This window comes from Sphingomonas metalli (assembly GCF_014641735.1).
GTDB classification, from domain to species: Bacteria; Pseudomonadota; Alphaproteobacteria; order Sphingomonadales; family Sphingomonadaceae; genus Sphingomonas; species Sphingomonas metalli.
In genome coordinates this window covers 165776-191590 of the sequence record NZ_BMIH01000005.1, presented here as the reverse complement: position 1 = coordinate 191590, position 25815 = coordinate 165776, and the positions used below count along the sequence as shown (strand labels likewise).

At 69.0% G+C, this 25815-nt stretch carries 19 protein-coding genes and 1 pseudogene; 4 read left to right on the top strand and 16 right to left on the bottom strand.

Annotated features, from left to right (window positions below):
- Positions 1–16 precede the first annotated feature (16 nt).
- The 8 genes from IEX18_RS16885 to IEX18_RS16850 form a co-directional block, all read right to left on the bottom strand.
- Positions 17–1612, bottom strand: coding sequence for a methyl-accepting chemotaxis protein (locus tag IEX18_RS16885; RefSeq protein WP_188660622.1), 1596 nt, complete (start codon positions 1610–1612; stop codon positions 17–19).
- A gap of 11 nt (positions 1613–1623) precedes the next feature.
- Positions 1624–1989 carry a hypothetical protein gene (locus IEX18_RS16880; protein ID WP_229664670.1) on the bottom strand — a complete coding sequence of 122 codons (366 nt, stop codon included), beginning with the start codon at positions 1987–1989 and terminating at the stop codon, positions 1624–1626.
- Positions 1990–2079: 90 nt separating this feature from the next.
- A complete protein-coding gene (locus IEX18_RS16875; protein ID WP_188660615.1) occupies positions 2080–2469 on the bottom strand; it encodes a hypothetical protein in 390 nt (129 codons plus the stop codon).
- Between the two features lie 319 nt (positions 2470–2788).
- Entirely contained in the window at positions 2789–3400 is a 612-nt protein-coding gene (locus IEX18_RS16870) for a TetR/AcrR family transcriptional regulator (RefSeq protein WP_188660609.1), read from the bottom strand.
- Between the two features lie 55 nt (positions 3401–3455).
- Positions 3456–3644: a hypothetical protein gene (locus tag IEX18_RS16865; protein ID WP_188660604.1), complete on the bottom strand. Its 189-nt coding sequence runs from the start codon at positions 3642–3644 to the stop codon at positions 3456–3458.
- Complete coding sequence (locus IEX18_RS16860) at positions 3644–4627, bottom strand: SDR family oxidoreductase (protein WP_188660601.1); 984 nt, start codon at positions 4625–4627, stop codon at positions 3644–3646. Before IEX18_RS16860 ends, IEX18_RS16865 begins: the two co-directional genes overlap by 1 nt.
- Positions 4628–4702: 75 nt before the next feature.
- Entirely contained in the window at positions 4703–5014 is a 312-nt protein-coding gene (locus IEX18_RS16855) for a hypothetical protein (RefSeq protein WP_188660598.1), read from the bottom strand.
- Positions 5015–5017: 3 nt separating this feature from the next.
- Complete coding sequence (locus tag IEX18_RS16850) at positions 5018–6184, bottom strand: DUF389 domain-containing protein (protein WP_188660595.1); 1167 nt, start codon at positions 6182–6184, stop codon at positions 5018–5020.
- Positions 6185–6332: 148 nt separating this feature from the next.
- On the opposite strand from IEX18_RS16850, the gene IEX18_RS16845 reads away from it, so the two are divergent.
- Together IEX18_RS16845 and IEX18_RS16840 are read left to right on the top strand one after the other, a co-directional pair.
- The gene (locus IEX18_RS16845) at positions 6333–7673 is read left to right on the top strand and encodes a chloride channel protein (RefSeq protein WP_188660842.1); all 1341 of its coding nucleotides are present in this window, start codon (positions 6333–6335) and stop codon (positions 7671–7673) included.
- 108 nt (positions 7674–7781) lie between these two features.
- A complete protein-coding gene (locus IEX18_RS16840) occupies positions 7782–9587 on the top strand; it encodes a DUF885 domain-containing protein (RefSeq protein WP_188660592.1) in 1806 nt (601 codons plus the stop codon).
- 67 nt (positions 9588–9654) lie between these two features.
- Here the strand turns inward: IEX18_RS16840 and IEX18_RS16835 are convergent, their stop codons facing one another.
- Positions 9655–12582: a TonB-dependent receptor domain-containing protein gene (locus IEX18_RS16835; protein WP_188660589.1), complete on the bottom strand. Its 2928-nt coding sequence runs from the start codon at positions 12580–12582 to the stop codon at positions 9655–9657.
- 273 nt (positions 12583–12855) lie between these two features.
- On the opposite strand from IEX18_RS16835, the gene IEX18_RS16830 reads away from it, so the two are divergent.
- Positions 12856–15645: a M16 family metallopeptidase gene (locus IEX18_RS16830; RefSeq protein ID WP_229664669.1), complete on the top strand. Its 2790-nt coding sequence runs from the start codon at positions 12856–12858 to the stop codon at positions 15643–15645.
- A gap of 196 nt (positions 15646–15841) precedes the next feature.
- Here the strand turns inward: IEX18_RS16830 and IEX18_RS16825 are convergent, their stop codons facing one another.
- From IEX18_RS16825 to IEX18_RS16800, 6 genes are all read right to left on the bottom strand, one after another.
- A complete protein-coding gene (locus tag IEX18_RS16825) occupies positions 15842–17758 on the bottom strand; it encodes a hybrid sensor histidine kinase/response regulator (protein WP_188660581.1) in 1917 nt (638 codons plus the stop codon).
- 124 nt (positions 17759–17882) lie between these two features.
- Positions 17883–18506: a hypothetical protein gene (locus IEX18_RS16820; protein ID WP_188660578.1), complete on the bottom strand. Its 624-nt coding sequence runs from the start codon at positions 18504–18506 to the stop codon at positions 17883–17885.
- 154 nt (positions 18507–18660) lie between these two features.
- Entirely contained in the window at positions 18661–19653 is a 993-nt protein-coding gene (locus tag IEX18_RS16815) for an MBL fold metallo-hydrolase (RefSeq protein WP_188660575.1), read from the bottom strand.
- A gap of 126 nt (positions 19654–19779) precedes the next feature.
- Positions 19780–22017: a xanthine dehydrogenase family protein molybdopterin-binding subunit gene (locus IEX18_RS16810; RefSeq protein WP_188660840.1), complete on the bottom strand. Its 2238-nt coding sequence runs from the start codon at positions 22015–22017 to the stop codon at positions 19780–19782.
- Positions 22017–23003 carry an FAD binding domain-containing protein gene (locus IEX18_RS16805; RefSeq protein ID WP_188660571.1) on the bottom strand — a complete coding sequence of 329 codons (987 nt, stop codon included), beginning with the start codon at positions 23001–23003 and terminating at the stop codon, positions 22017–22019. Before IEX18_RS16805 ends, IEX18_RS16810 begins: the two co-directional genes overlap by 1 nt.
- The gene (locus tag IEX18_RS16800) at positions 23000–23539 is read right to left on the bottom strand and encodes a 2Fe-2S iron-sulfur cluster-binding protein (protein ID WP_188660568.1); all 540 of its coding nucleotides are present in this window, start codon (positions 23537–23539) and stop codon (positions 23000–23002) included. Before IEX18_RS16800 ends, IEX18_RS16805 begins: the two co-directional genes overlap by 4 nt.
- Positions 23540–23685: 146 nt before the next feature.
- Here IEX18_RS16800 and IEX18_RS16795 point away from each other — a divergent pair.
- Positions 23686–24275 (top strand): annotated as a pseudogene (locus IEX18_RS16795) (NADPH-dependent FMN reductase).
- Here the strand turns inward: IEX18_RS16795 and IEX18_RS16790 are convergent.
- Entirely contained in the window at positions 24269–25735 is a 1467-nt protein-coding gene (locus IEX18_RS16790) for a DUF4403 family protein (protein WP_188660565.1), read from the bottom strand. The pseudogene IEX18_RS16795 and the gene IEX18_RS16790 overlap by 7 nt on opposite strands.
- Between the last annotated feature and the right edge of the window lie 80 nt (positions 25736–25815).

Here is a 25815-nt window from a genome sequence, read left to right as displayed (position 1 = left end):
GGAGCCTTGCCCGCCGCTACGCCGCGTGCCCACCCGGTATCAGCCGCAGCGCGGAGACGAACCGGTCGGAGGACGCGCGCAGCTCCTTGGCCCCGGCGAAGAGTGCACCGGTGCTCGCCCGTACCTCCGACGACAGGTGCACGGCAGACGCCATATGCGCGGTCAGGTCGGACATGCGCGCGCGGATGTCGGTGCCCCGCTCGGCCGCAAAGGCCGCGCTTTCGCGAACGTTCTGCGCGATCAGGCGCTGGCTCTCGACATCCTCTGCTATCACCTTGGCCGCGCTCGCCACCTCCTCGACAGCGTCGCCGACCGCGTTCACGTCGGTCGAGGCCGCCTCTACCGCCTGGCGGATGTCACCGAGAATATCGATGATCCGGCCGCTCGCGCGGTTGGTCTCACCGGCCAGCCCCTTCACTTCGGTCGCGACCACGGCGAAGCCGCGGCCTGCATCCCCCGCCCGCGCCGCCTCGATCGTCGCATTCAGCGCAAGCAGGTTGGTCTTCGCCGCGATCGCCCGGATCTGGTCGAGGAATGCCTCGATCTCGTCGACCCCGCAGACCAGACGCGCGATCGTCTCGACGCTGCGCTGCCCCTGGACGCGGCCGGCGGAGGTCAGGCTCCGTTGCTGATCCGCGCCCGCCGCGATCGAGCCGATCGACGAGCCGAGCGTCGTCAGAGCACTGGCGACATGGCTGATCTCCGCCGTCGCATCGGCGGTGCTGGCGCTGACGTCGCGCGCCTGCCCCTGCACGTCGTTCGCCAGCGCTTCGAGCTTGCACGACATCGCCTCCAGGCCTCCCGCCGCCTGTTCGAGCGTGACGATGATCGCCGCGATCCGGCCGTCGAACTCGGTGGCGAGCTGCGCGAGTTCGGTCTGCCGCTGGCGGGCGTGGCGTTCTTCGGCCGCATGGCTGTGGCGACGCGCATCGTCCAGCGCCGCGGTCGAGCGCCTCACCTCCTCCAGCGCCGACGTCGCACGTTCGCGTGCCGCCTCGGCCTCCTGGATCAGCGCTTCGCTGGTGCGCACCGCCGCGGCCTGCGCCTCGAACATCCGGGTCAGCCAGCTCGCCAGCGCCGCCAGTACCGCAAATTGCAGGATGACCGCGACGGCGTGGAAGACCACGCGGCCGAAATGATTGTCGCCGGTGAATACCCAGTCGGGCGACGCCCATTGCAGCGCCAGATGATGCGCCGCGATCAGCACGGCGGCGACCGCGATCGGCCGCCAGTCGCACAGCACGGTCAGCGTGGCGAGCGCCACGAAGAAGTACATATGGGCGTCCATCTGCCAGTCGTGCCCGCGCAGGGCGAAGACGAGCAGCGCCGGGATCGCCGCGGCCAGCGTGCCGACGATCAGCCGCGCGGGCGCGTCGTGGCGCCCTTCCAGCGCCAGCTTGGTCGGCAGGAACAGCGCGGCCAGTCCGGCCGCCACGGTGGGCAGCACCGGCGCATGCAGGACCAGGCTGGTCATCGCGATCGTGACGAACGCCGCCCAGGCGAGCAGGACGATCGCCTCCATGCCGCGCTGGCGCAGTTCGCCCAGGCTGTTGGCGGATTGCAGCCAGCCGATCCGCGCGTGGACGAGCGGCCGGCGGGCGCGGTGTCGCATGGCGAGGGCCATCAGCCCGATGCCCCGGGCAGGCTGGCCAGTGCGCCGCACATCGCGGCGGGAACGCCGATCGCCAGCGTTCCGTGGCGGACCTGCGCGGCGATCAGGGTCGCCGCATCGTCCCCGCCGTTCGGACTGCGCACGATCACGCCGCCGACGCGGGGCGCGGCCGCGACGATGCGGCCATGATGGGCGAGGGCGAGGTTGATCGTCGAGGGCAGGCTGGCGGCCAGTGGCACGAGCAGCACGTCGCCATCCTCGCGCGGCCAGCCGATCAGCATGAGCGCACCGATCAGGATCAGCCCGATCTGGACGCCAAGCGCCCGCCGATGGCGACCGTTGCTCTCCAAACTGCTCGTATTCGACGCGTTTTTCACACGGTCCCGTCTAGGGACCAATGGTTAACGAGACTTGCGTCAAACCGTGACGGGTACGTTAGCGTGCCGAGGATATTTCGCTGTCATGGATCAGGCCCGCACCCGCGGACGGGCGGCGAGGATGCTGCTCACCAGGGTCTCATACTGGGCGGGCGAGAAGCCCGCACCGTGGAACGCCTTGATCTCGCTGACCGGCACCGAGAAGCCGCGATGCCAGCTGAGCACCGCCATCCGGCGCAGCGCCTCGAGCTTCGGGTCGGCCAGGCGGGGGTTGTGCTGGAGCGGACCGAAGACCGTACCAAGCGCGATGGCGAGCCGGCCGGGCTTGTTCAGCGACGACATGCGGTCGCGCTGCGCCAGCGCCACCACCTGCCACTCCAGCGCACTCAGGCCGGTCTGCTCGGGCTCGACCGGATCGTGACGGGGCGCGTCGAGGCTGGGGGCGAGCAGCGGATCGCGCGTGAAATCCATATAGGCCATGATCTGTCTCCCTTCATGGCCCCGGCCGCGGGGCAGGCAGGCGCGATCCATCCTTCGCCGTCCGGACGAGCCGGCGGCAGACGGGCATGGCATCGCACCTACCCGCCGCGAACGGGGCGAGCGATCGGTGTCTTGCAGTCGTTACGCTGATCAATGACGACGCCGGTTACGGGACGCTGTCATCGTCGTCGTCGGGTGGCGGCCTGCGGCCCCCTGTCGAAGGCCGGGGGCCGATCATCCGGCGCCACTTTCTATACTGGTCGGTATATAAGCGGAAGCCGGGAGCGTCAATGGCTTTCTATACCGCCCGGTACGTTTTTTAGCGGCCCGGCCAGAGCGCCAGGCTCGTCTCGACCACCCGCTCCAGATCGGCACGGCTCGCACCGGACCCGGCCTGCACCGCCATCCCCTGAAGGATGGCGTAGAGCAGGCTGGTCAGCCCGGCGACATCGACATGCGACGGCAGATCGCCGTCGCGCTTGGCCTGTTCGAACCGTTCGACCAGCGCCGCCTGGGAAGAGGCGCGGCGCTGGATGACGTCCGCCTTGATCGATTCGGCTTCCGCGCCGCAGGCCGTGGCGCTGATCACGCCCAGGCAGCCGCGCGGATCGCAGCTGCTCAGCTGCGCCTCGATCGCGCCGCGCATGAAATGCTCGGCCACCGCCCGGGCCGTCGGCTGCTTCAGCGCCGCGCGGGTATATTGCAGCTTTTCCGCCTCGTAGAGGTCGAGCGCCTTGTGGAACAGCGCCTCCTTGTTGCCGAAAGCGGCATAGAGGCTCGGCTTGGTGATCCCCATTGCCTCCGTCAGATCGGCCATCGACGTGCCCTCATAGCCTTTCGACCAGAACACGCCGAGCGCCGCGGCCAGCGCGCGGTCGGTGCAGAACTCTCTGGGGCGCCCCCGTGCGGCGGGAGCAGTTGCGGTTTCCATAACGACCGGTACATATTGCCTTGCGCGACTTATGCAAGGGCGACGGACCTGGCGGTCAGCCGCTCGCCCTGGCCGAGCGGTCTGCCTCCCATTGCCGCTCCGCGGCGGCCAGGACGATGTCGAGGTCCTCCGCACGCAGGCCGCTAGCGACATCCACCTCGTCGCCGTCGTAGAGGGTCGCGCGAAACGCCTGCAGGTGCGCGATCGCTTCCGCCAGCGTCGTCGCGTCGATCGGCGCCACCATCAGGCGGGCTGGCCGTTGCCGCCGGTCGCCCCGAAGATCTGCCCGGTCGAGAAGCTCAGCGCCGGGTCGGCGGCGGCGACGTAGAGCGCGGCGATCTCCGCCGGCTGCCCCGGCCGGCCGAGCGGCGCGCTCTCGCCGAAGCTGCGCTGCTTGTCCGGCGTCGCACCGCCGCTGACCTGCAGCGGTGTCCAGAAGGGGCCGGGTGCGACGGCGTTCATCCGGATACCGCGTGGGGCGAGCTGCTTGGCCATGCCCTTGGTGAAGTTCAGCACCGCGGCACGGGTCATGGCATAGTCGATGATGTCCTTCGAGGGGTCGCCCGCCTGCTCGGACGAGGTGTTGACGATCACGGCGCCCGGACCCATCCGCTCGAGCGCCGCACGCGTCAGCCAGAAGGGCGCGTAGACGTTGGTCTTCATCGTATCGTCGAAATCCTGGCTCGAGATATCGGCGATGGTCGGCCGGGTCTGCTGACGGGCGGCATTGTTCACCAGTATGTCGAGACCGCCCAGCTGGTCGGCGGCCTGCGCCACCAGCTTGCGGCAGAAGCGCTCGTCGCGCAGGTCGCCGGGGATGGCCACCGCCTTGCGTCCCTCGGCGCGGATCAGGGCGACGACCTCGCGCGCATCGGGTTCCTCGGCGGGCAGATAGTTGATCGCGACATCGGCGCCCTCGCGCGCATAGGCGATGGCCGCGGCGCGGCCGATGCCGCTGTCGCCGCCGGTGATCAGCGCCTTCTTGCCCGCCAGCTTGCCCGAGCCCTTGTAGCTGCGCTCGCCATGGTCGGGGCGCGGATTCATCTTGGAGGCGAGGCCGGGCCATGGCTGGCGCTGCACCGGAAAGGGCGGCTTGGGATAGGCCGAGGCGGCGGGCGTGGTCGCCGCGGCGGCCCCCTGCCCGTCCTGCGCGGCCGCGGCGGTGGTCGACGCCGCGGCGAGCGCCGCCGCGCCGGTCAGCAATGTACGGCGATCGGTGTCAGGCATGAAGCGCTCCCGGTTGATGCCGCTACACAGCGCGCGCCGGCCCGCTGTGTTCCGCAGCCAAATCTCGCCGGAGTGTCATGCATCATCCCCTTGCGGCGTCCAGGTCAGTCGCAAGGCTCCGCCGGGTCGACCGGCCTCGGCCGATCCGCCCCGTTCCGTGATCCCGGCCGACACCGCGCGGCGCTGCGCCGTGCTGCCCCCCTCGATCCGCAGCGCGCGGCCGAGCCGGGCCGAGCCCCAGGCCGCGGCATCGAGCGCCGCGCTGCCGATCACGCCGGCATCGATCGGAACGGCGGGCGGCGCGGTCGCGGCCGGCGGAGACAGCGTGGCCGTCCACGCGGGCAGGGCCTGCCGTGCCCGTGTCTCCAGCGCACGATAGCCCTCCATCGTCTATCCGGGCAGCGGCGCCGCCTGCACCGTCATCGTCCGGGCCTGCGGATCGATGCGCACTTGGTCGGCATCCACGCCTGCGATCAGCGCCAGATCGGCGGCGGCGCGTTGCTGCTGCCGGTCGGCATCGGGCGCGCTCGCCCCCGCCTGCGCGATCTGGGCGACCTCGACGCCGCCGGCATCGGGATCCACCTGCAACTGGTCGACATGCAGGTCGATCGGCCGGTCCAGCTGGCGCTGCAGGTCGCTCGCCAGCGCCCGGTCGGCCTGCGGATCGAGGCGCGGGGTCAGCACCATCGCCCGGATCCGGATCGGCGAGGCCGCATAGTCGATGTCGAGCTGACCCAGGCGCGACGCGTCGGGAAACCGATCGCGGATCGTGTCGCGGACCTGGCGCTGCGCGACCGCCTCGAACGCGATCTGGCGCAACCCGGTGCCGAGCGGCACCGACAGCACGCCCAGCGCCACCACGAACAGCAGCAGCTGCCAGCCGGTATGCTGGGGCGAGAGATGCGCACCGAAGCCATAGACGCGCGCGACCAGCGCTGCGGTCAGCGCGATGGTGATCGCATTGGTCAGGAAGAGCAGCAGAGACCCCGCGAACACGGTCCAGTTGAGCGTCGCGATGCCGAAGCCGACCACTGCCAGCGGCGGCATCAGCGCGATCGCGATCGCGACTCCCACCACCGCCCCGCCCCGCCCGCGGATCAGGGCGTAAGCGCCGGCGATCGCCGACAGCAGCGCGACCAGCAGGTCGAACAGCGTCGGCCGGGTTCGGCCCGCAATCTCGCTGGTGATCGTCTGGATCGGCGACAGGCTGACGAGCACGACCGACAACGCGATGGCGATCGCCGCTCCGGCGAGCAGCGCGGTCGTCGTCCGCCGAATCTCCCGCGTGTCGAGCGTCGCGATCCCGAACCCCAGTCCGATGATCGGCATCATCAGCGGCGAGAGCAGCATCGCCCCGATCAGCACCGCGACCGAGGGCATCAGCAGCCCGAGGAGCGAGATCGCGGCCGACACGACGATCAGAAAGGCATAGCGGCCCGACCATCCCGAATCCTCGGCGATGGTCTTCAGAACCGCGTCGTGATCGACCCCGCCGACGACCCATTGCGACCACCAGCGCCGCGCCATTCCCGGGTGCAGGGTCGTGCCATCCGTCATTCCCGATCGTCTCCCTTTAACCCGCGTCAGGGTCGAAGAACGCGCCGAAGACGCGATGGGGGCCGCATGCCGCCGGTCGAGGGGCGGCACCGCCGCTTCTGTCGCCTTCGCTGGTAACCCTCGCCGATCCGTGGAAAAGACCCTGGCGATGGTCGAAAACATACTGCGCAGCCGCGACCGCCGCTGGACGGCCGCCCGCTACCGCGCACTGCTGCGCGCGCAGGGGCCGCGATCGGTGCGGTTCAGGACCCGGCTGGCGATCCTGACCGGCGCCGTGGCGATCGGATTGGCGGCGACCGTCTTCGCCAAGGCCGCCGATCTCGCGGCCGACATCTTCGGCGCCTATGCGGCGCGCTATCGCTGGGCGCCGCTGCTGACGACCCCAGCCCTCTTCGCCGCCCTGGTCTGGCTGACGCGCCGCTTCGTTCCGCTCGCGCGCGGCTCCGGCATCCCGCAGGTGATCGCCGCGCAGGCCGATCCCGAACGCGCGACCGGGGCGCTGGTCTCGATCCGCACCGTGGCCGGCAAGGCGCTGCTGACCCTCGCCGCGGTGCTCGGCGGGGCGTCGGTCGGGCGCGAGGGGCCGACGGTGCAGATCGCCGCGGCGGTGATGGGCCTCAGCCACCGCATCCTGCGCGTGCCGCTGCGCGGCGCGGTGCTGATCGCCGGCGGGGCGGCCGGTGTCGCCGCGGCGTTCAACACGCCGCTCGCCGGGCTCCTGTTCGCGATCGAGGAGCTCGCCTCGGCCTATGAACAGCGCGTCACGCTGCTGGTTATCGCCGCGATCGTCATCGCCGGCATGGTCGCCCAGTCGGTGCAGGGCGATTACGTCTATTTCGGGCTGATCGGCGCGCACATGCCCCTGTCCGCCGCGCTGGCGGCGGTCCCGGTCGCCGGGCTTGCGGGCGGGCTGGCCGGAGGATTGTTCTCGCGGCTGATGCTGATCCTCGCCACCGGCACCAACGCCGCGACCGGCTGGACCCGGCGGCATCCGGTCGCCTTCGCCGGCCTGTGCGGGCTGGTGGTCGGCGCGCTGGGGATCGCGACCGGGCTGACCTGGGGCACCGGCTATGGCGCGGCGCGGGCGATGATCGCGGGCGTCGACGCCCCACTCTGGTTCGGTCCCGCCAAGTTCCTGGCGACGCTGGCGACCGCCGTCGCCGGCCTACCCGGCGGCATCTTCGCGCCCTCGCTCGCGGTGGGCGCCGGGATCGGCAACCTCCTCCACCCGCTCTTCCCCGGCTCGCCCGCCTCGGCGATCGTGATCCTCGGCATGGTCGGCTATTTCGCGGGCGTGGTCCGCGCGCCGCTCACGGCGGTGATCATCCTGTCCGAAACCACGGCGAGCCGCGGCCTGATGCTGCCGATGTTCGCCGTCGCGTTCATCGCCGATGCGACGAGCCAGCTCGTCTGCCGCGAAAAGCTCTATCACGGCCTGTCCCGCACCTTCGCCATGCCCGTGACGGACGCCTCGGGTCGCGCCGCCTGAGCCGTCGCCGATCCCGCCGGCGCGGCTATCCGGTCGACAAGGCGCCGTCGCGCAGGCACATCGGACATGCCGCGTCCTCAGCGGCAAGAATTTGAGAAGCGAGCATTCATGGATCGTCGTCACTTCCTCGCCACGACCGGTCTGCTGTCCTCGGCGATCGCCGCGCCGGGTTTCGCCGCGGTCGCGCCGGCCCGGCCCGATGCCGATTTCCGGGCGATGCTCGATCGCCTCTTCTACGCCCGACTGCAGGACAGCCCCGAACAGGCGACCTCGCTCGGCCTCGACACGGGTGACCGCGCCGCGCTGAAGTCGCAGCTCGACGATACCTCTCGCGCCGGCCAGGCCCGGCAATTCGCCCGGGCGCGACAGGAGCTCGCCGCCCTGCGCACGGTGCGACGCGACTCGCTGGGCGAGGCCGCGCAGCTCGACTATGACGTGGTCGAATACGGGCTGGAGCGGGTCGTCGCCGGCGCGCGGTTCGACTTTGGCGCCAGCGCCGGCCGCTATGCGCCCTATGTCCTCTCGCAGCTGACCGGCGCCTATCGCGACGTCCCGGATTTCCTCGCCAATCAGCATCGCGTGCGCGACGCGGCCGATGCCGACGCCTATGTCGAACGGGTGCGCGCGTTCGCCGGCGCGATCGACGCCGAGACGGGCCGTCAACGCGAGGACGCCGCCAAGGGCGTGTTCGCGCCGGACTTCATCCTCGATACCACGCTCAAGCAGCTGGCGGCGGTGCGCGACCGCGCGCCGGAGACCACCGGACCCGCCACCGACCTCACCGCCAAGCTGAAGGCGGCCGGCCTGCCACCTGACCGGGCCGCGACGGTCGCCCGGCTGATGGGCGAGCAGGTCTTTCCCGCGCTCGACCGCCAGCGGGCGCTTGTCGGCGAGCTGCGCGGGCGGGCGAGCCACGATGCCGGCGTATGGCGACTGCCCGACGGCGAGGCCTATTATGCCGCGGCCGCCAGCGCGGCGACCACGGTCGAGATGAGCGGCGACGAGATTCACCGGCTCGGCCTCGCCCAGGTCGGCGAGATCGGGGCGCGGATCGACCGAATCCTGCGCACGCAGGGCATGAGCCAGGGCAGCGTCGGCGAGCGGCTGGTGGCGCTCAACCGGCGGCCCGACCAGCTCTATCCGAATACCGATCCCGGCCGCGAGGCGCTGCTCGAGCAACTGCGCGGACAGATCGCGGCGATGACGCGCCGCCTGCCCGAGCAGTTCGCGATCCTGCCGCGCGCGCCGGTCGAGGTACGGCGCGTGCCGGAGGCGATCCAGGCCGGGGCGCCGGGCGGCTATTACCAGTCGGCGTCGCTCGACGGGAGCCGGCCGGCCATCTACTTCATCAACCTGCGCGATACGTTCGACCGGCCCAAGTTCGGCCTGGCGACGCTCAGCTACCACGAGGCGGTGCCCGGCCATCATCTCCAGGTCATGTCGGCGCTGGAAAGCGAGGACATCCCGCTGATCCGTCGCCGCGGCTTCTATTCGGGCTATTCCGAGGGCTGGGCGCTCTATGCCGAACAGCTCGCCGACGAAATGGGCGTGTATGAAGGCGATCCGCTCGGCCAGATCGGCTATCTCCAGTCCCTGCTGTTCCGCGCGACGCGGCTCGTGGTCGACTCGGGCATGCACGCCAAGCGGTGGAGCCGCGAAGCCGCGACCGACTATCTGATCGCCACCACCGGCATCGCGCGCGGGCGAAGCCAGGGCGAGATCGATCGCTACACCGTCTGGCCGGGCCAGGCGTGCAGCTACAAGATCGGCCACACCGTCTGGGTCCGCCTCCGCGATGCCGCCCGCCGCCGGGCGGGCGCGAACTGGGATCCCAAGCGCTTCCACCGCCTCTTGACGATGGGCGCCATGCCGCTGACCGTACTGGAGAAAGTGGCCGCACGGACGGCGACCTGACCTGCGCCGAACGGGACCATTGCCGCCAGCCCGGACATAGGCCGGCGGCGATGGCCCGGGCATCGCCTCAGAAGTCGGCCCTCGCCTCCAGGTACAGCACCCGTCCGCGAAGATCGTAACGCGAGGCGTCGAACGGCCGCCGATCGATCAGCGCGAACGGCGGTTTGGCATGGAAGATGTTGCGGCCACCGCAGCTCAAGGTCAGCTTGGGCATCGCCCGCCAGCGCACGGCGAGATCGTAGGTCGTGAGACTGTGTACCGGGAACGGCTTGTCGATCACCCCGTCGCCATCGGCATCGCTGATCTGGCCGTCGTCGTACAGCAGGTTGTAATTGTTGTCATAGCCGGGCGTGTAACGCGCCGTGAACCGCGCCGACCAGTTGGCGGATGCCAGATTCAGGCTGCCGATCAGCTTGTACCGGTCGAGCCCCTGCGCCGTGCCGAGCATGCTGATCACGTTGCTGCCGTCGTACGACGTCTCCTGCCGCAGGTTGCGCGAGTAGACGATGGCCGGAGTGATCACGGCAAAGGCCGTCGGTATGGCGTAGCTGGCGTTGACGTCGATCGACTCGCTGCGAGCCCAGCCGATATTGATCGACGTAAGCACGTGCTTGACGATGTTGCCGCCGGTATCGCGAATGAAATAGTCCTTGAGGCCGTAATAGACTTCCGGCTTGAGCAGGTTTTCGAGATCGGTGGACAGACCGATTTGGTCGCGGATGCGAGTGTTGTAATAATCGACCTGCACCGACAGGTTCTGGAGGAAGCGCGGCGGCGTCAGGGTCGCACCGAGATGGTAGCTGCTCGAAACGGACGGCCGCAATTTCGGATTGCCGCGATATTCGGCGTCGATATCGCGGAACTGGAAGATGTTGCCGTCCGGCGCGAGCGGATCGAGGAACAGGAATTCGGGCGATACCTGCCCGCCCTTAACATTGTACAGGTTGGTGAAGGGCGGCGGCGAGAAGGTGGACGCCCAGGATCCCTGGATCAGCAGCCCGTGAAAGGGCGACCAGGCGGCGGCAAGATCGGGGCTCACCCGGCTGAAGCTCGACTTGCCCCGGATCAGCCTGCCACCCTCCTCATAAGGGATGTTGTCGACGGTGCCGACCGGCCCGCGCGTGTCGTAGCGGTCATAACGCGCCTTGAGCGACAGATCGAACGACCAGATCAGGGGAACGCCCATCGCCTTGCCGATCACCGGGACGCGCGCCTCGACATAGCCGGCATACATGCGGGTATTGACCGCCTCCGCCGTCACCTGGCGGATGCGTTCGCCGGTCACGCCGTTGCTATAGGTCTCGCCGCCGATCGCCAGCCGCAGCTTGCCGGCCGGCAAGGTGAGCGGCGCCGAGGTCAGCAGCAGATCGGCGTTGCGCAGACGGGCGGTGTTCGCCAGCTGATACTGGTCCAGGAAGAAGACGGAGAGCGGCGCACCCCGGGTGCTGGAGCCGTCGTTGAGGAAGTTGAAGGCCAGGTTCGGGTCGCTGCTCGTCAGGGCAGCGCACTGGCTCGCTGCGACACGATCGAGATCGCGCACCTTGCCGACGTAATTCTGGTTCGCTCGGCAGCTGCCGTCGGTCCGCGACCGCTCGACCACGTTGACCAGCCCGCGCTGGACACCGCTCGCCCGGTTGTTCGAGGCGGTATAGTTGGCCCGCAGGACGGTGTCGTGACTGAACTCATAGGCAGCGCCCAGCGTGACCGAGTCCGACACGATCCGCGACCGCTGGAACCCCGGGGTCTGACTCCCCGAGTCGTATTCGGCGCGCGGAAAGTAATAGGCGCTGTATCCCGCGATCGCGCCGAAATCGGCGCTGGCAGGCAGGTCGCTCCGGCGGATCGGGCTATAGGCCTGCTCGAACGGAACCTTGCTCAGCAGCAGATAGTCCCAGCTCTCGCGCAGCAGCGAACGGCCGCGCGAACCGAGATAGTCGAGCGTCAGGTGCAGCCGGTCGGTCACCTTCTGCTCCAGATTGACCGACATGCCGATGTCGCGGTGATATTCCCCGGCGTCCGGCGGAATGACGCTGCCGATCGTCGCGCGGTCGACCGGACCGAGATCGGCGAACTGCGGCGTGCTGCCGGGCCGGCCGCGATATTGCAGGACCTGGGTGACATTGCGGCGCTTGCCGTTCGACAGCGCGGAATAGCTCAACAACAGCGCTGCGGGCTGGGCGCCGTCGAGCGCCGAACGCTGATCGAGCGGGAAATAGGTCCGGCCGAGCGCCGCCAGATCGTCCGGCGTGAAATAGCTGCTGTAGTCGCGCGTGACATAGCCGAGCTTCGCATTGCGGGCGGGGTCCGTCTTCGTCGCCGACAGGGTCGCGGTGATCGAGCCCGTGCCCCAGCTGGTCGCCGCCGTCCCGGTCGACTGCGTGATGTCGGCGCCCGTGCTGGAGAATTCGTGGCGGACCGTGAAGGACAGGCCCTTGTACCCCTTCTTCAGGATGAAGTTGACGACGCCGCCCAGCGCGTCCGCGCCGTAGATCGCGCCGCTGCCGCTCAGGTTGATCTCGACCCGGTCGACCGCGGCGAGCGGGATGGTGTTGATGTTGGCGAATCCGTCCTCGATGCCGGCCGCGCCGGCGATGCGGCGCCCGTTGACCAGCACGAGTGTGTTGCGCGTGCCGAGGCCCCGCAGGTTGACGCCGGCGACCCCCAGGCCCCCTAGCCCGCCGGCGTCGAACTTTACCTCCGTACGCTCGCGATTGTTGATGCCGTAGCCGACCGAGGCCTGGTTCTGCGGCAGCGTGCGGATGAAGTCTTGGATGCTGGAGACGCCCAGCGCCTTGATGTCGTCCGCGGTATAGACCCTCACGTCGCTGGTCGGATCATAGCCGCTCAGCCGGGAGCCGGTGACGGTGATGTTTTCGCCCGAGGCATCGTCGCCGGCCTTTTCGGCAGACGCCGGCACCGGTTCGGCAGACGCCGGCGCTGGCGCAGGCTTGCCGCGCGTCTTGGCCGCCGCATCGGCGCCCGCAAGGGCGCTCATCGCCGCGGCACCCAGCAACAGGTTACGACCCAACCGTGTCCGACAGATCATTCTTCCCCCTCAGCAGTAACGTCCTCGAATGAAAATCAAATACATAGATCACAGCCGACATCCTTTTCGGATTTTGCGGTAGTTAATCTAGCAATTGATGATGAGGACACCCCGACAGACTTCTAGTGAGAATCCATTTTGAATTTCAAGATATGAATTATACGATGTCATCGACGTGATAGCGGGACACGACTCCCGCTATCGTCACGAAGTGGGGGAAAGATGAAGTACGGCGTGGTCAAATACGGTTTCTTTGCAGCTGGTTGCTTGCTCGTGGCGGACGCGTCGGACGCGCGTGCGGCTGTCGCCGCGGCCCCTGCCGCGACGACGGCGGATCCGGTCGACCAGCTGAAGCTGCCCTATGAGCGTTTCACCCTGCCCAACGGGCTGACCGTGATCGTGTACACGGACCATAGCGCCCCGACCGTGCTGGTCTCGTTGACCTACCGCGTCGGCTCCAAGGACGAACCGGAAGGAAAAACCGGCTTCGCCCATCTGTTCGAACATATGATGTTCCAGGAGACGCCGAATCGGAAGGACGAGTATTTCTCGCGCCTCAACCAAGCCGGCGCGATCAACATCAACGGCAACACCACCACCGATCGCACCCGCTATTTCGAGATCATCCCGACCCAGGCGCTCGACCTCGCGCTGTGGATGGAAAGCGACCGGATGCAGTATCTGCTCGGCGCGATCGATGCCAAGGCGCTCGACAGTCAGCGCGCGGTGGTGAAGAACGAGAAGCGCCAGCACGGGACGGCGGCGAGCGACGCCCAGTCCGACGCCTTTCTCGCCGCGCTCTACCCCGCGAACCACCCCTATGCGCACAGCACGATCGGTTCGATGCGCGACCTCGACGCCGCCTCGGTGGAGGATGCGCGCAGCTGGTTCGACAGCTATTACGGCGCGTCCAACGCCATCCTGCTGCTGGCGGGCGATATCGATGCCTCGACCGCCCGCGAAAAGGTCGCCAAATATTTCAAGGATGTCCGCCCGGGCAGCCGGACCCAGTCGATCGCCCGCTGGGTGCCGACGCTGGGCGAACACAAGGATCTGCACTTCTACGGCAAGGACGGCCATGTCACGCTCTCGCGGACCTGGCCCGTGCCGAGCGGCGACGAGCGCGAGGGCACGCTGCTCAACCTGATGGCCAGCACCCTGTCGGGCAGCCCCGACGCGCCGCTCAACGCGGCGCTCGTCGAACATGACGGGCCGGCGCTCTCCGTGGGCGCGATATTCCAGGACTCGTTCGTCAACGGCATCTTCACCGTCAGCGTCGACCTGAAGCCGGGTGCGGACATCGCCGAGGTCGAGCGCCGGATCGATGCGGTGATGGCCGCGCAACTGCGCGACGGACCCAATGCGCGCATGCTCCAGCAATATCGCCGGACCGCCGACAAGGATCTGCTGGCCGGGCTCGAGGATCCACAGTCGGTCGGCGGCATCCTCGAGGAGGGCGAACTGGCCGGAGGCGATCCGCTGCTGTTCAAGACCGAGCGTCGCTGGCAGACGGAGGCGACACCGGCCACGATCGCCGCGGTCGCGCGCAAATGGCTGACCCGCCCCTACATCACGACGCGGACCGATCCCGAGCCGACGACCACGCCGGCCGTGGCCGACAGCGTCGATCGCACCCGTTCGCCGGCCGTCGCCGCGACCCCCGCGGTGACGGGCGCGTCGCCCGCAACGCTGCCGCCGATCGAGCGGGCGACGCTGTCGAACGGAGCACAGCTGGTCGTCGTACGCCGGCCCAAGCTGCCGCTCGTGTCGGTGACCTTCGCCTTCGCGACCGGCCGCTTCATCGGCCGTGACTATCCGCGCGGCCTGTCGAGCCTCACGCTGGGCAGCCTGTTCGAGGGTAGCAAGCGCTACCCGGCCGAGACGATCAAGGCGACGATGCGCGATCTCGCCCTCTATCCCGTCGGCATCGGCGACCAGCGGCAAAGCTCGGTCACCTTCTCGACCGACAGCGCCAGTCTCGACCAGGCGACCGCCTTCACGACCGAGGTGCTGCGCGAGCCGCTCTTCCCGCAGAAGAAGGTCGACGAGCATCGGCTGGCGGTCGATCAGAGCTTCGACAGCTACGAACGCAATCCGTCCGGGGCGCTTGAGGCGGTGTTCAGCCAGGCGCTATGGGGCAAGGACCATCCGGTCGGCCATATCGAAACGCGGGACGAGGCCAAGTCGATCTCGCGGGCGGCGATGCTCGATTTCTACCAGCACGAACTCAGCCCGGCGAACATGACCGCCTATTTCGTCGGCGACATCACCCTGGAGCATGCGCGGGCGCTGATGGAGGCGAACCTCGCCGGCTGGCATCAGGGCGTCAAGCCGGCGCCGACCGTCGACGTTCCGGCCGCCCGGCCGACCGGCGTGCGGGTGGTGCTGATCGATATTCCCGGCGCGACGCAGAGCCAGGTGCTCGGCGGCCGGCTGATGGAGATGTGGGAGCCGCGCCGCTCGATGGCGGAGGTGCTGGCGAACGGCGCGCTGGGCGGCGCCTTCACCAGCCGGATCAACCTCAACCTGCGCGAGGACAAGGGCTGGACCTATGGCATCCGCTCGAACCTGGGCGGATCGCTGCGGTCGCAGCGGACCTTCTATGTCAAGGGAGCGATCCAGGCCGATCACACCGCCGATGCGATCCGGGAGGTGCTGCGCGAGATCCGCGACTTCAACGCCGATCGGCCGCTGACCGCCACCGAGCTGCAGGATCAGAAGACCACGGTGCTCAACAAGCTCAAGACCGTGCTGACCAGCAATCGCAACTATGTGATGGCGATGATGGACGCGCAGGAACGCGGCATGCCGCTCGACTATCTGCAGTCGATGCCCGCGGTGATCGACAGCATCACGCTCGACGAGGCCCAGAAGGTCGCGCGCGAGACCTTCCATGCCGACGACTTCGTGTGGGCGATCGCGGGCGACCTGCGCAAGATCGAGCCGGAGATCCGCGCGCTCAATCTCGGCCCCGTCGAGGTGCAGGACGTCTACGGCCATCGCATTCGCTGATCGGCGATGGCGGTGGGCGGTGTCGGGGCGGGTGCGCCCCAACACCGCCCACTTCCGGACCTCTCCTTCGATCCGATCAATCCCGGCAGGTCGTCGTTCCGCCTAAGCCTGCGGCTTCCTCGCACTGACTCCAGCATCGGCTCCCCCGGGGCACCGGCCATTTCCGTGACGACGCTTCGTAACGGCCGATCCAGACTCAGCCCAGAATCTCGACGATGCCCTCGACCGAATAGGGTTTGCGCAGCAGCGGGAACCCGTGATCCTGCTCGGCGGCCAAGGCGTGGCTGTATCCGGTGGTCAGCACCACCGGGAGGGCGGGCCACCGCTCGCGGATGCTGCGCGCCAGATCGAGGCCGCTGATTCCGGGCATGATCACGTCGGTGAAGACGAGATCGATCTTGTCGTGCGCCCGTTCCAGCAGTTCCAGCGCGGCCTCGCCGTGCTGCACCCAGGTGACGATCTGGCCGAGCTCCTCGAACAGGCTGCGCGCGAACTGGCCGACCGCCTCGTTGTCCTCGACCAGCAGGACACGCCGGGTCGCCATGGTGCGATCGCCGATGCGCTCGGACAATGGCTGAAGCGCCCCGACATGCGCGACCTGCGGCAGATAGAGGGTGAAGGCGGTGCCGACGCCCGGTTCGCTCTGCACATCGATATCGCCGCCCGACTGTTTGGCGAAACCGTGGACCTGGCTCAATCCCAGTCCGGTGCCCTTGTTGAGCGCCTTGGTGGTGAAGAAGGGCTCGAAGATCTTCTCCAGCGTGTCCGGCGCGATGCCGCTGCCGGTATCGGCGATGCGCACGGCGACGAACCGTCCCTCCGCCCCGCCATGGCCGCGCGCCGCAGGCAGCGCATCGACGATCCCCGGCGTCAGCGACAAGGCGCCGCCTGCCGGCATCGCGTCGCGTGCGTTGATCACCAAGTTGAGGATCGCCGTCTCGAACTGGTTGCGGTCGGCGTTCACCACCGTCCCCTCGCCGGCGCCGATCGCGATGTCGATGGTCGGGCCGACGCTGGTCTGGATCAGCGGCTGCATCGCCGCCAACCGCTCGCCGACGTCGAACAGTTCGGGCTTGAGCGGCTGGCGCCGCGAGAAGGCGAGGAGCTGCGAGGTCAGCGCCGCGGCGCGATCGGCCGTCTGGGCAATGGCGTCGACATAGCGGTCGCGCTTCTCGGCGGACAGGGTCGGCAGCTTGAGCAGGTCGGCGGAGGAACGGATGATCGTCAGCAGATTGTTGAAATCATGCGCTACGCCGCCGGTCAGCCGGCCGACCGCCTCCATCTTCTGCGCCTGCGCCATCGTCTCCCGCGCGCGCTCCACCGCCTGCTGCGCCTGCCAGCGCTCGGTCAGGTCGCGGGTGATCTTGGCTAAACCGATCAGCCGCCCTTCTTCGTCATGGATCGGATCGATCAGCACCCCGGCGCGGAAGCGCTGCCCGCCCTTGCGCTCTCGCCAGGCCTCGACCTCATATTTGCCCTGCTCGATCGCGACGCGCAGCGCCCGCGCCGGTTCGCCGGCCTGCCGGTCTTCCTCGGTATAGAAGGTGGAAAAATGCCGGCCGATGATCTCCTCGGCGGCATAGCCCTTGATCGCCTGCGCGCCGCGGTTCCAGTTGGTGACATAACCTTCCGGATCGAGCATGTAGATCGCATAGTCGCGCACGCCCTGCACCAGCAGGCGGAAACGCTGCTCGCTCTCCAGTAATGCGCGCGCCGCGGCGCGCTTGTCGGTCACGTCGCGGGTCACCTTGGCGAAGCCGATCAGCCGGCCCGTCTCGTCGAGCACCGGATCGATCACCACGCTCGTCCAGAAGCGGGTGCCGTCCTTGCGGACTCGCCACCCTTCCGCCTCGAAGGTGCCCGTCTCCGCAGCGATCCGCAGCGCGCGCGCCGGCAGACCGGCGGCGCGATCCTCTTCGGTATAGAAACGCGAGAAATGCTGGCCGATGATCTCGGACGCGGTATAGCCCTTGAAGCGTTCCGCACCGGCATTCCAGCTGGCGACATGCCCGTCGCGATCGAGCAGGTAGATGGCATAGTCCCTGATCGAGTTGACCAGCCGCTCGAACCGCTCCGAACCGCTCAACTCAACCGGTATCTGCCAATCGTTCACGCCAACCGCTCTTGCCTGCCGGAGGTACGCCGCGGGAAATCCCGTCCGAGCGGGCCACGATCCTCTCGCCTCCGCTTTCGGACACGTAGCGGCTTAGCGTCAACAAAACTGTTATAGCCGCAGATTAAGGATGGCGGCGGCGGCCACTGCCCGCCTGCGGGTGACCATGGGTGCCACGGCTATAGACATCGCGCCGGTCCTCGCTGGTCGGGACGGTCCCGCCAAGCGCCGCCCGCACGGCGGGGGTGACGCTGTAGACCGCGTGCCGCTGCGCCCCGCGATTCTCGTGATCGACGACATGACCCTGATAGTGGCGGCGGACCAGCCCGGCCGCGACCAGTTCGGATACGGCGCGGCTGACCGCGGTCTTGCCCGTGTCGCGCAGCCGCTCCTGCACCTGTTGCTCGACCAGCCGCTCCGCATCCTCGGGATCGGCCGGCAGCGCGCCCGCCGCCGCCAGCGCGCGGCGCACCTTCTCGCTCGCGGCACGCCGACTGGAATGGCGATGGCTGCTCGGTGCGATCGCGGCGGCCAGCCATTCGCGGATCGGCACCAGCGCCGCGCCGTCCCGCACCAGCGGTCCCGCCTCGCCGTTCGGCCGGGCGATCCGGGCGATCAGGTCGAGCACCATGAACGTATAGCGCGGGCGCGCCGAATGCTCTGCGATCCGGCGGACGACATCGGCCAGGCCCATCGCGACGGGCCGGGGCCGGGGGGGCGGCGCGGCGAAAAGGTCGGGCTGGAACATGCGAACGAATCCAGCACAAAAGCCGACTCGTGTGAATCCCCCAAATGGCGGAAGCAAGGGCGGCCTCGCCTTTTGACACCCATGTCACTTTACCCGGCGGTGGCGGGTAAAGTGACACAGATGGCAGGTGCGCGGGTGCTGCTGGCCCGTCCGTTCAACGCCGAACGGGATCGAAGTCGTAGGTGCCTCCGACCTGCGCCGCGACGAACCGGCGGGGCGGGATGCCGGCGGCGGCAAGCGCGGAGGCGAGCGCGAGCCGCGGGGCCTCGCGGGGCTCGTCGGTCAGCTGGAACGTGCCCCAATGGATGCCGAGCGCATGGCCGGCATCCACCTCGCGCAGGATGCGCACCGCCTCGGCCGGATTGACATGCTGGGCAGCCATGAACCAGCGCGGCTCATAGGCCCCGATCGGGATCAGCGCGACATCGGGTGCGCCCAGCCGCGCGTGGATCTCGCCGAAGATCGCCCCGTCGCCATAGCCGGTATCGCCGACGAACCAGATCCGCCCTGCCGGCGTGTCGAGCCAGTGGCCCGACCAGAGCGCCATGCGCACGTCGCTCGGCCAGCGGTTCGCCCAATGATAGGCGGGCGTCAGCGTGGACGAGATTCTGTCGGCGAGCGGCAAGCGCTCCCACCAGTCGCCCGTCACGCATCGCGCGCCGGGGATTGCGGCGCGGACGATCGCGTCGTTGCCAAGCGGCATCGCCATCAGCGGGGCGTCGCGATCGTGCAGCCTGCGCAGCGTCGCCACGTCGCAATGATCGTAGTGGCAATGGCTCAGCAGCACCGCATCGATCGGCGGCAGGTCGTCGAAGGCGATGCCCGGGGCCGTGACGCGCCGCGGCCCGGCGAAGCGGAACGGGCTCGCGCGCTCCGACCAGACCGGATCGGTGAGCAGATTGACCCCGGCGGCCTGCACCAGCAGGGCGGCATGACCGACCATGGTGACGCGCAGTCCGTCCACCCGCGCCTCGGGCTTCGCCGGCGTGACGGGTACGGATCGCGGCCACGTCGCCGCACCGCCCGCCAGCTTCCACCGCAGCATGTCGCGCAGGCCGCGGTCGGTCGCGGGCTGGCCGGGGTTGAAGAAGCGGGTGCCGTCATAATGGTCGGACGGCGGACCGTCATAATAGCGGTTGCGCTTCATGGTGATGCCTATGGCATGCGAACCTCGTCAGGGCGAGGAGGGAGGGGGCCGCTCGCCAGCGTCATCCGTCGAGAGGCCAGTTATTTCCGGTGCTCGGATTGGGAGGGGGCCGATGACCCCCTTCCCTCACATCGCCGGCAGGTGCGGCAGCAGCTTGTCGAGCGTGATCGGAAAGTCGCGGATGCGAACCCCGGTGGCATTGTAGATCGCATTGGCGACGGCCGCGCCCGCGCCGCAGATGCCGAGCTCGCCGATGCCCTTGGCGTGGATCGGATTGGCGTGGATGTCGCGCTCGGGCAGGAAGATCACCTCGAGATCGGGCACGTCGGCGTTCACCGGCACGTGATATTCGGCAAGATCGCGATTGACGAGCTTGCCGGTCCGCGCGTCGTGCATCAGCTCCTCGTGCAGGGCCCCGCCGATCCCGAAGGTCATGCCGCCCAGGCACTGCGACCGCGCGGTCTGCTGGTTGAGGATGCGCCCGGCGGCGAACACGCCGAGCATCCGCCGCACCCGCACTTCCCCGGTGACGACGTCCACCGCCACTTCGGCGAAATGCGCACCGTAGGACGCCTGGGTCGTCAGCTTCTCCTGCGCGCCCTTGTCGATCGTGCCGACCGCCTCGATCGGCTTGCCGTCGAGCAGCTCGGCCAGCGCCACCTGGCGGTTGGCGCCGATCGCCTGTCCGTCCTTGAGCGTCAGCTCCTCTTCCTCCACGCCCATCGCCTTGGCGAGCTTGGCGCGCAGCGCCTGGGCTGCCAGATAGACCGCCGAGCCCGACGAGGCCGCGCCCCAGGACCCGCCCGAGCCGCCGCTCGGCACATGGTTGGTGTCGCCCAGTTCCACCCGGACGCGATCGAGCGGCAGGCCGAGCATGTCGGCCGCGATCTGCGCGAGGATGGTATAGCTGCCGGTGCCGATATCGGTCATCGCCGAGGTGACCGTCGCCGTCCCGTCGGGATCGAGCGCGACCTTGGCCGAACCCTTCATCAGGATATTGGCCCGCGCCGCCGAGGCGACCCCCATGCCGACCAGCCAGTCGCCCTCGCGTCGCGTGCCCGCCGCCTGCCGCCTGTCCCAGCCGAAATGGTCGGCGCCGTGGCGAAGCGCTTCCTTGAGCGCCCGCGACGAGAAGGGTACGTCCTTTTCCGGATCGCGCCCCGGATCGTTGCGGATGCGCAGCTCGATCGGATCGAGCGCCAGCGCCTCCGCCAGCTCGTCCATCGCGCATTCGAGGCCCAGCAGGCCGACCGCCTCGCCGGGCGCGCGCATCGAGCCCGACAGGAGCCAGTTCACCCGCACCAGATCGTGGCTGATCAGCCGGTTCTCACCGGCATAGAGGAAGTGGGTGGAGATGCCGGCGGGTTCGAAATAGTCTTCGGTCGACAGGTTCGAGGCGGTGGTCTCGTGACCGATCGCGGTCAGCCGCCCGTCGGCGGTCGCGGCGAGCCGCATCCGCTGCGAGGTATTGGAGCGGCGCACGGTCGCATCGAACACCTGCTGGCGCATCATCACCGCCTTGACCGGACGGCCGAGCCGCTTCGCCGCGACCGCCGCCGCGACGCTTTCGGGGGCGATGCCCAGCTTCGAGCCGAAACCGCCGCCGATATAGCGCGAGACGATCCGCACTTTCGACTTGGACAGGCCGAGCGCGTCGGCGAGCTGCTGCGCATCGGACGTCGGCATCTGATAGGCGCCATAGAGCGTCAGCGACCCGTCCTCGCCCCACATGGCGAGGCTGGCGTGCGGCTCCATCGCCGCCGAATTCTGGCTCGGCGTGGTATAGGTCGCATCGATCGTGACGGCCGCCTTGGCCATCGCCGCCTCGACATCGCCCTGCGCCGACTGGGCGGGCGTGTTGTTCGGCGGCAGGTCGCCGTCACGCTCCGCCTCCATCGAGAAGGCGAAGACGCCTTCCTCCGTCTCATAGTCGATCGGCAGCCGCAGCGCCGCGTCGCGCGCCGCCTCATAGGTCTCGCCGAGCACGATCGCGACGATCTCACCGAAATATTCGACATCGCGAACACCTTGCGTCGGCGCCTCCGTCTCGCCGCCCTGCTGCGACACGCGGATGAAGGTATCGTAGTCGGTGACCACGTCGATCACGCCGGGCAGGCTCTTCACCGCATCGGCATCGATCGACACGACCTTGCCCTTGCCGATCCCCGCGCCGACCAGCACGCCATAGGCGACATCGTCGATCCGGTATTCCGCCGCATAGGTCGCGCGACCCGAGACCTTGGCCGGCCCGTCGACCCGTTCCACGCCGGTGCCGACCAGACCCTGCACGGTCGTGTCCAGCCGGCTCACCGGCTGGGGCTTGTCCATGGTCAGCGTTACGTTGTCCTCGCCGAAACCGAACATCATCGTGCCTCCGTCAGCTCGCGCAGCGTCGCGGCGAGGGTGCGCCGGGCGAGCGGGATCTTGAAATCGTTGCTGCCCTGCCCGCGCGCGTCGGCGAGCAGGATATCGGCCGCGCGCTCGAACAGCGCCGGCGAAGGCTCCTGCCCGACCAGCGCGGCCTCGACTTCCGCGTTGCGCCAGGGCATCGGCGCCAGTCCGCCGAAGGCGAGCTGCGCCGCCGCGATTCGTCCCTGATCCATCCGCACCACGCCCGCGACCGAGACGAGGGCGAAGGCATAGGAGGCGCGGTCGCGCACCTTGCGATAGACGTGGCGCGCACCGTCGACCGCGGGCGGCAGCGCGACATGGGTGATCAGTTCGCCCGGCTCCAGCACCGTCTCGATCTGCGGCGTGTCGCCCGGCAGGCGGTAGAAGTCGCCGAGCGGAATCCGCCGTCTGTCGCCGTCGCGCTTCAGTGTCACCACCGTCGCGTCGAGCGCGCGCATCGCCACCGCCATGTCGCTCGGGTGCGTGGCGATGCAATGCTCGCTGGTGCCGAGCACCGCCAGGATGCGGTTCTCGCCACCGATCGCCGAACAGCCCGATCCCGGCTCGCGCTTGTTGCACGGGGTATGGCGATCGTAGAAATAATAGCAGCGGGTCCGCTGCAGCAGATTGCCCCCGGTCGTCGCCTTGTTGCGCAGCTGCCCGCTTGCCCCCGCAAGCAGCGCGCGCGCCAGCACCTCGTAGCGTGCGACGATGCGCGGGTCGGCGGCGAGATCGCTGTTCGGCACTAGCGCGCCGATCAGCAGCCCGCCATCCTCCGCCTCCTCGATCGCGCCGAGATCGAGCCGGCTGATATCGACCAGCTTGGCCGGCGTCTCGATCTGGAGCTTCATCAGGTCGAGCAGGTTGGTGCCGCCGGCGATGAAGCGCGCGTCCTCCGCCAGGCAATCGGCGACCGCCGCCTCAGGCGTCGCGGCGCGCTCATACTGGAACAGCCTCATGCGAGCGCCTCCTGCCGACGGGGTTCGGGGGCCGCCTCCAGGCCGCCATCCTCCGCGACCTCGGCGATCGCGGCGCGGATATTGGGATAGGCGGCGCAGCGACAGACATTGCCGCTCATCCGTTCGGCGATCTCCTCGGTCGACAGTTCCGGCGCGGCGAGATCGGGCGAGACGTGGCTGCCCCAGCCCGCCGCCACCTCGCCCAGCATGCCGACGGCCGAACAGATCTGGCCGGGCGTGCAATAGCCGCACTGATAGCCGTCATGCGCGACGAAGGCGGCCTGCATCGGGTGCAGACGCTCGGGATCGCCCAGCCCCTCCACCGTCACGATCTCGTCGTCCTGGTGCATCACCGCGAGCGACAGGCAGCTGTTGATGCGGCGCCCGTTGACCAGCACCGTGCACGCGCCGCACTGGCCGTGGTCGCAGCCTTTCTTGCTGCCGGTCAGCGCCAGATGCTCGCGCAGTAGGTCGAGCAGGCTGGTGCGGATATCGACATCCACCTCTCGGCGTTGCCCGTTGACCGTGAATTGCATGACGCCTCCCGTGGGTTAGGCACCGACAACGCACGGACCGGTAACCTGTTCAGGTGCGCCCACGCCGATCCGATAACCGACATTGTCGCCGCGTCGCTTTTCGGGCGATAGGAGGCGTGCCACCCTATCGTCCGCGCGAGATCGCCATGCCCGACCACGTCCTCGTCCTCTACGGCTCCTACCGCTCCGACCGTCAGGGCATCCGGCTGGCCGACTATCTGGTGCGGGCGTTCGCGGACCGCGGCGCGACGGCCGAGCTGATCGACGCCAAGGCGATCGGGCTGCCGATGCTGGACCGGATGTACAAGGAATATCCCGCGGGCACCGCACCCGCGGCGCTGGAGGAACTGGCCGGCAAGATCCGTGCGGCGGACGCCTTCGTCTTCGTTACCGGCGAGTATAATTGGGGCCAACAGCCCGGGCTGAAGAACCTGACCGACCATTTCCTCGAGGAGTGGTTCTGGCGTCCCGCCGCGATCGCCAGCTATTCCGCCGGGCGCCTGGCGGGTGCGCATGCCAGCGTCGCCTGGCACGGCACGCTAACCGAGATGGCATGGTGGTAATCTCCAGCACGCTGACCGTCGGCGGCATCGGCCATGCGCTGAACGAGCAGGGAGAACCGACCGGCGACGGCGGCACCGCCCTCACCCGCGCCTTCCCCCGCTTTGCCGACGACCTCGCCTGGTGGACCGAAGCCGCCCGCGAGCAGCGCCGTCGCAGGGCGCCGCCTTATTGAGGCCGAACCAGGATCGACGCCGTTCCCTTCGCCCAGACCGGCAGGTACAGTCCCGCGCCGGCCGCCTGGAGCTGGCCGGTGCGGGCTTCGCGCAGATCGGCGCGGATGAGGAGCCGGCCGGTACGCTTTTCGGCGATGGCGCGGTCGATCTTGCCGATCAGCTCCACATAGTCGCGCTCGAAGTTCTGGACGAGCAGCCCGGCGATCATCGGTGCGACGCCGGGGGCGTTGGCGAGCTTCAGGACGAGCGAGCCGCCCTCCATGTCGGTGGTGCCGCTGACCGCGAAATCGCGGAAGCCGACGCGGCGGGAGTTGGGTGCGGTCACCGGCTTGCCTGTCATCCACACCGTCCCGCGCGCCGGCTTGCCGCCGCCCTGCTCGGCCGCGGTGAAAGTCAGTCCCACCGCGATCCGGCCGCCTGTCGTGCCATAGATCATCGCCCGTTCGAAATGCGCCCGCACGGGGTCGAGGCCCGGCACGTCGAACGGCCGTGCCTCGCGCTTGCGCAGCGCCCGGAGCAGGACCGGCTGGAGCACGGCATAGTCGGCGAAGACGGAGACGAAGAAGGACAGGTCGCCCGGCGTCTCCGCGAGCGGCTCGAGCGGCGGCAGCGGGGTCGGCGGCGGCGGGGCCGGGCGACGGCCGATATGCGTCTCGGTCAGGCCGCGCATGCCGAGCCGGAGACGCAGCGTCTCGCCGGCGACCTCATAGCCGCCGAACTGCAGCGCGCGCGGCGTGATCCGCATCCAGACGGCAGGATCCCGCGCATTGAGCGAAACGGTGGCGAAGGCGCTTGCCCAGGCCTGCTCGACGGCCTGTCGCACCCCGAGCCGGCCAAGCTCGCCGGGCAGCGCGCGCTCCAGCCTGGCGATCACCGGTGCCAGCTTGCGGTCGGCCGGCTCGGTCAGGTCGATACGCTGGCCGAGCAGGTCGACATGCGGCGCATCGGTCCAGTCATAGTCGAGGCGGATCGTGCCACGCGGCGTCCAGTCGCGGGCGAGCGTCAGTGCGATCACCGCATGCGCGATGGCGCGGGCCTCGGCCGTTTCGTGCAGCAGCCCGCCAATGTCCTGCGCGCGGACGGTCGCCCGCAGCGGGATGGTCGCCCGGATCGTCTTGCCAGCCCCGGCGATGCGGATCGCGCCGCGGGTCACGGTGCCGATGATGCGACACTTGATCGTCGGCGTCTTCACCTTGGCGATGCCGAGGTCGATCCTGCGACTGGCCGCGCAGGTCTGGCCGGGTTTGTCGATCCGCCACATCACCCGCGGCAGCTCGCGTTCGAGCAGACGCGACAGGTCGCCCATGCGCACTTCGACCGGCACCGCGAGGACCGAGGGGGCGGGCCGGACCGCGATCGCATCGTTCGCGCGCGCCGGCTGTCCGGCATTGCGCTGGCAGCCGGCGAGGAGGACAAACGGCAGGAGAAGTAGCGACAGCGACGAGAGTTGCGTTCGCATGCCGTTGCGATCCCGTGGGAATGAGGTGGACACGCCGTGTCGCGCGCGGACTGATCTGGGTCAATGGGTAACGGCGGAAC

Excerpts from the sequence above, each read along its gene's own strand:
- IEX18_RS16885 (WP_188660622.1), bottom strand. The coding sequence starts at position 1,612 with ATGCGACACCGCGCCCGCCGGCCGCTCGTCCACGCGCGGATCGGCTGG.
- IEX18_RS16875 (WP_188660615.1), bottom strand. The coding sequence starts at position 2,469 with ATGGCCTATATGGATTTCACGCGCGATCCGCTGCTCGCCCCCAGCCTC.
- IEX18_RS16870 (WP_188660609.1), bottom strand. The coding sequence starts at position 3,400 with ATGGAAACCGCAACTGCTCCCGCCGCACGGGGGCGCCCCAGAGAGTTC.
- IEX18_RS16865 (WP_188660604.1), bottom strand. The coding sequence starts at position 3,644 with ATGGTGGCGCCGATCGACGCGACGACGCTGGCGGAAGCGATCGCGCAC.
- IEX18_RS16860 (WP_188660601.1), bottom strand. The coding sequence starts at position 4,627 with ATGCCTGACACCGATCGCCGTACATTGCTGACCGGCGCGGCGGCGCTC.
- IEX18_RS16855 (WP_188660598.1), bottom strand. The coding sequence starts at position 5,014 with ATGGAGGGCTATCGTGCGCTGGAGACACGGGCACGGCAGGCCCTGCCC.
- IEX18_RS16850 (WP_188660595.1), bottom strand. The coding sequence starts at position 6,184 with ATGACGGATGGCACGACCCTGCACCCGGGAATGGCGCGGCGCTGGTGG.
- IEX18_RS16845 (WP_188660842.1), top strand. The coding sequence starts at position 6,333 with ATGGTCGAAAACATACTGCGCAGCCGCGACCGCCGCTGGACGGCCGCC.
- IEX18_RS16840 (WP_188660592.1), top strand. The coding sequence starts at position 7,782 with ATGGATCGTCGTCACTTCCTCGCCACGACCGGTCTGCTGTCCTCGGCG.
- IEX18_RS16835 (WP_188660589.1), bottom strand. The coding sequence starts at position 12,582 with ATGAGCGCCCTTGCGGGCGCCGATGCGGCGGCCAAGACGCGCGGCAAG.
- IEX18_RS16830 (WP_229664669.1), top strand. The coding sequence starts at position 12,856 with ATGAAGTACGGCGTGGTCAAATACGGTTTCTTTGCAGCTGGTTGCTTG.
- IEX18_RS16820 (WP_188660578.1), bottom strand. The coding sequence starts at position 18,506 with ATGTTCCAGCCCGACCTTTTCGCCGCGCCGCCCCCCCGGCCCCGGCCC.
- IEX18_RS16815 (WP_188660575.1), bottom strand. The coding sequence starts at position 19,653 with ATGAAGCGCAACCGCTATTATGACGGTCCGCCGTCCGACCATTATGAC.
- IEX18_RS16810 (WP_188660840.1), bottom strand. The coding sequence starts at position 22,017 with ATGTTCGGTTTCGGCGAGGACAACGTAACGCTGACCATGGACAAGCCC.
- IEX18_RS16805 (WP_188660571.1), bottom strand. The coding sequence starts at position 23,003 with ATGAGGCTGTTCCAGTATGAGCGCGCCGCGACGCCTGAGGCGGCGGTC.
- IEX18_RS16800 (WP_188660568.1), bottom strand. The coding sequence starts at position 23,539 with ATGCAATTCACGGTCAACGGGCAACGCCGAGAGGTGGATGTCGATATC.
- IEX18_RS16790 (WP_188660565.1), bottom strand. The coding sequence starts at position 25,735 with ATGCGAACGCAACTCTCGTCGCTGTCGCTACTTCTCCTGCCGTTTGTC.